Annotated in this window: 3 protein-coding genes; all 3 read right to left on the minus strand. The window is 75.2% G+C overall.

Going from position 1 to position 3,586, the window contains the following annotated elements:
- The coding region (locus tag WCS02_RS18670) for a cell division protein PerM (RefSeq protein ID WP_340295791.1) at positions 1–1,044 on the minus strand (1,044 nt) is incomplete at its 3' end.
- 153 nt (positions 1,045–1,197) lie between these two features.
- On the minus strand, positions 1,198–2,097 hold the full coding sequence (gene sucD / locus WCS02_RS18675; RefSeq protein ID WP_340295792.1) for a succinate--CoA ligase subunit alpha: 900 nt from the start codon (positions 2,095–2,097) through the stop codon (positions 1,198–1,200).
- A 16-nt stretch (positions 2,098–2,113) separates the two neighbouring features.
- Positions 2,114–3,286: an ADP-forming succinate--CoA ligase subunit beta gene (gene sucC, locus WCS02_RS18680; protein ID WP_340295793.1), complete on the minus strand. Its 1,173-nt coding sequence runs from the start codon at positions 3,284–3,286 to the stop codon at positions 2,114–2,116.
- Positions 3,287–3,586: the final 300 nt, after the last annotated feature.

The following is a 3,586-nucleotide window of genomic DNA, read 5'->3' on the forward strand; positions in this document are numbered from 1 at the left end:
GGCGACGACCGCCGCGGGGGCGAGGAACGCCCAGAGCGGGAGCTCGCCGGGCGAGGGCAGCGCGGCCAGCAGCGGCACCGCCGGGACGTCGACGACGCCGGAGCCGCCGGGCCCGACGTGGCCGGCACCGACCCAGGTGCCGGGGCCGGCGAGGACGGCCGCGGCCCACAGGACCGCGGTGGGCAGGAACACCAGCTGGAGCAGCAGGAGCGCGAGGCCGCCGCCGAGGCCCGGTGCGAGCGAGGTCTGCACCTGGCCCACGGTCGTGAGGTCCAGCAGCAGGGCGGCCGACAGCAGGACGGCACCACCCAGCAGCCACCCGGCGAGCGCGACCCCCGCGGCGGGGACGACGCGGGCGACCTGCACCTCGACGTGGCGGGGCAGCCTGCCCAGCAGCTCGTCGCGGTGGTGCAGGAGCACGGCCGGCAGCGCCGCGGCCACGACGAGCACAGCGGCACCCAGCGCGCAGGCGGTCGGGTCGGGCGTGACGACGGGGGTGTCCACCGCCCAGGCGAGCGCCCAGGCCGCCCCGGCCCAGACCAGCGCCATGACGAGGACCAGCAGCAGCGACCGCACGGGCCCGCCCCGGGACGCCGTCCGGCGGCCCGCCCGCCACACGGGCCAGACCGCGAGCGCGACCAGGAGGAGCGGCGGCAGCGACACGAGCGAGGCGACCTCGGTGGGCGGGTCCCCCGGCGACGTCGAGGTGACGACCAGGCTGGTCACGCCCAGGTCGCCGAGGTGGGCGAGCAGCCACGCCGACGTGCCCAGCCGGACCGCCTGCGCCCAGCCGGTCTCGGCCGCGGGGTCGCTCACCCAGCCGAGGACGAGCAGGCCGACGCAGACCACCAGCCCCACGGCGATGCCGCCGACGGCCAGGGACACCGCGAGCCGGAGGTCGGCGAAGGCGTCCCCGAGGCCGGCGAGGCGACCCCTGCCGCCCTCGCCCGGGCCGTCCTGGCCGTGGCCGCGGGCGGGCACCCGGTCGGCGTGCGCGGGGGCCTCGGCGGGGCGCCTGGCGGTCGGGGTCCGGGCGCTGCTCACCGGTCCATGGTGGTCCCGCGGGCGCGGGACCCGGTCGAGCGACACACCTTCGGGCGCCGGCACACGGGCGGACGAGTCGGGTGCGTGACGACGACGGGGGCGGGACGCGCAGGTCTCCCCGCGCGTCCCGCCCCCGTCCGGGGCGAGCTGCCGTCAGCCGGCGGTGATGATCTCGCGCATGAGCCGGGCGGTCTCGCTCGGGGTCCGGCCGACGCGCACGCCGACGGCCTCGAGCGCCTCGGCCTTGGCGGCCGCGGTCCCGGCCGAACCGGACACGATGGCGCCGGCGTGGCCCATGGTCTTGCCCTCGGGCGCGGTGAAGCCCGCGACGTAGCCGACGACCGGCTTGGTCACGTGGTCCTTGATGTAGGCCGCCGCGCGCTCCTCGGCGTCGCCGCCGATCTCGCCGATCATGACGATGGCCTTGGTGTCGGGGTCCGCCTCGAACGCCGCGAGGCAGTCGATGTGGGTGGTCCCGATGACCGGGTCCCCGCCGATGCCGACGCACGTGGTGAAGCCGAGGTCCCGCAGCTCGTACATCATCTGGTAGGTCAGCGTGCCGGACTTGCTGACCAGCCCGATGGGGCCGGCCTGGGTGATGTCGGCGGGGATGATGCCCGCGTTGGCCAGCCCGGGGCTGATGAGGCCGGGGCAGTTGGGCCCGATCAGCCGGGTGGTGCCGCTGGCGGCGGCGAGGGCGTAGAACTCGGCGGAGTCCTTGACCGGCACGCCCTCGGTGATGCACACCGCGAGCGGGATGCCGGCCTCGACGGCCTCGACGACGGCGGCCTTGGTGAACTTCGCCGGGACGAAGATGACCGTGACGTCGGCGCCGGTCTCGACCATCGCCTCGCTCACCGAGCCGAACACCGGCAGCTGCACGGGCTGGCCGTCCGCCCCGGTGAACTCCACGCTCTGGCCACCCTTGCCGGGGGTGACCCCGCCGACGACGGAGGTGCCCGAGGCGAGCATCCGCTGGGTGTGCTTGCGCCCCTCGGAGCCGGTCATGCCCTGGACGACGACCTTGGACGTCCCTGTCAGGAAGATTGCCACGTCTGCTCGATCCCTCTCAGCCAGCTGCCAGCTCGGCGGCGCGGTCGGCCGCGCCGTCCATGGTGTCGACCTGCTCCACGCCGGGCAGGGCCGCGTCGGTGAGGATCTGCCGCCCCAGCTCCGCGTTGTTGCCGTCCAGGCGGACGACGAGCGGCTTGGTCACGGCCTCGCCGCGGGACGACAGCAGCTCGAAGGCGCTGACGATCCCGTTGGCCACCGCGTCGCAGGAGGTGATCCCCCCGAAGACGTTGACGAAGACGCTGCGCACCTGGGCGTCGGAGATGATGATCTCCAGCCCGTTCGCCATGACCTCGGCCGAGGCGCCGCCGCCGATGTCGAGGAAGTTGGCGGGCTTGACCCCGCCGTGGCCCTCGCCGGCCTGGGCGACGACGTCGAGCGTGCTCATGACGAGCCCGGCGCCGTTGCCGATGATGCCGACGCTGCCGTCGAGCTTGACGTAGTTGAGCCCCTTCTCCTTGGCGGCCCGCTCCAGCGGGTCCTCCGCGGAGGAGTCGACGAGCGCCTCGTGGTCGGCGTGGCGGAAGCCCGCGTTCTCGTCGAGGGTCACCTTGCCGTCCAGGGCGATGACGTCGCCCGCGCCGGTGGAGACCAGCGGGTTGACCTCGACGAGGGTGGCGTCCTCGGAGACGAAGACCGTCCACAACGTCTGCAGGACGTCGGCGACCTTGCCGGCCAGCTCGCCCTCGAACCCGGCGGCGGCGGCGATCTCGGCGGCCTTGGCCGCGTCGACGCCCTCGAGCGCGTCGACGGCGACCCGGGCCAGCGCCTCGGGCCGCTCGACGGCGAGCGTCTCGATGTCGACGCCGCCCTCCTTGGAGGCCATGGCCAGGTAGGTGCGGTTGGAGCGGTCGAGCAGGTAGGAGACGTAGTACTCCTCGGCGATGTCCGCGCCCTGGGCGACCATCACGCGCTGGACGGTGTGGCCCTTGATGTCCATGCCGAGGATGGCCCCGGCGTGCTGCTCGGCCTCGTCGGCCGTCTTCGCGACCTTGACGCCGCCGGCCTTGCCCCGGCCGCCGACCTTGACCTGGGCCTTGACGACGGTGACGCCGCCGATCCGCTCGGCCGCGGCCCGGGCCTCCGCGGGGGTCGTGGCGACCTCGCCCGCGAGCACGGGGACGCCGTGCCGCTCGAACATGTCTCGCGCCTGGTACTCGTACAGATCCACGTCTGTCTCACGTCCTCTGGGTCAGCAGGTCCGGTGCGCCACGGTGCGCGACGTCGCACGCCTGGTGCCTGGGCGCGGCAACCCTATCGGTGGACGGGGGGCCGGCCTCCCGTCGCGACGGCCCGCCCGCGGAGACGGTGGTCACACACCGTGCCGGGCCGCACGGTGAGGAGCGGCGCCCGCGCGGTATCGGGAGGCACGGCCCGTGCTCCTGCCGCCATGGACAGCAGCCGCCCGCAGCCGCCGCCGGTCCGCGTCCCGCGGCCCCGCTCCCCCAGCGACCCGCGCCGCCCGGGGTCG

Origin of the sequence: Aquipuribacter hungaricus (assembly GCF_037860755.1) — a bacterium.
GTDB classification, from domain to species: Bacteria; Actinomycetota; Actinomycetes; order Actinomycetales; family JBBAYJ01; genus Aquipuribacter; species Aquipuribacter hungaricus.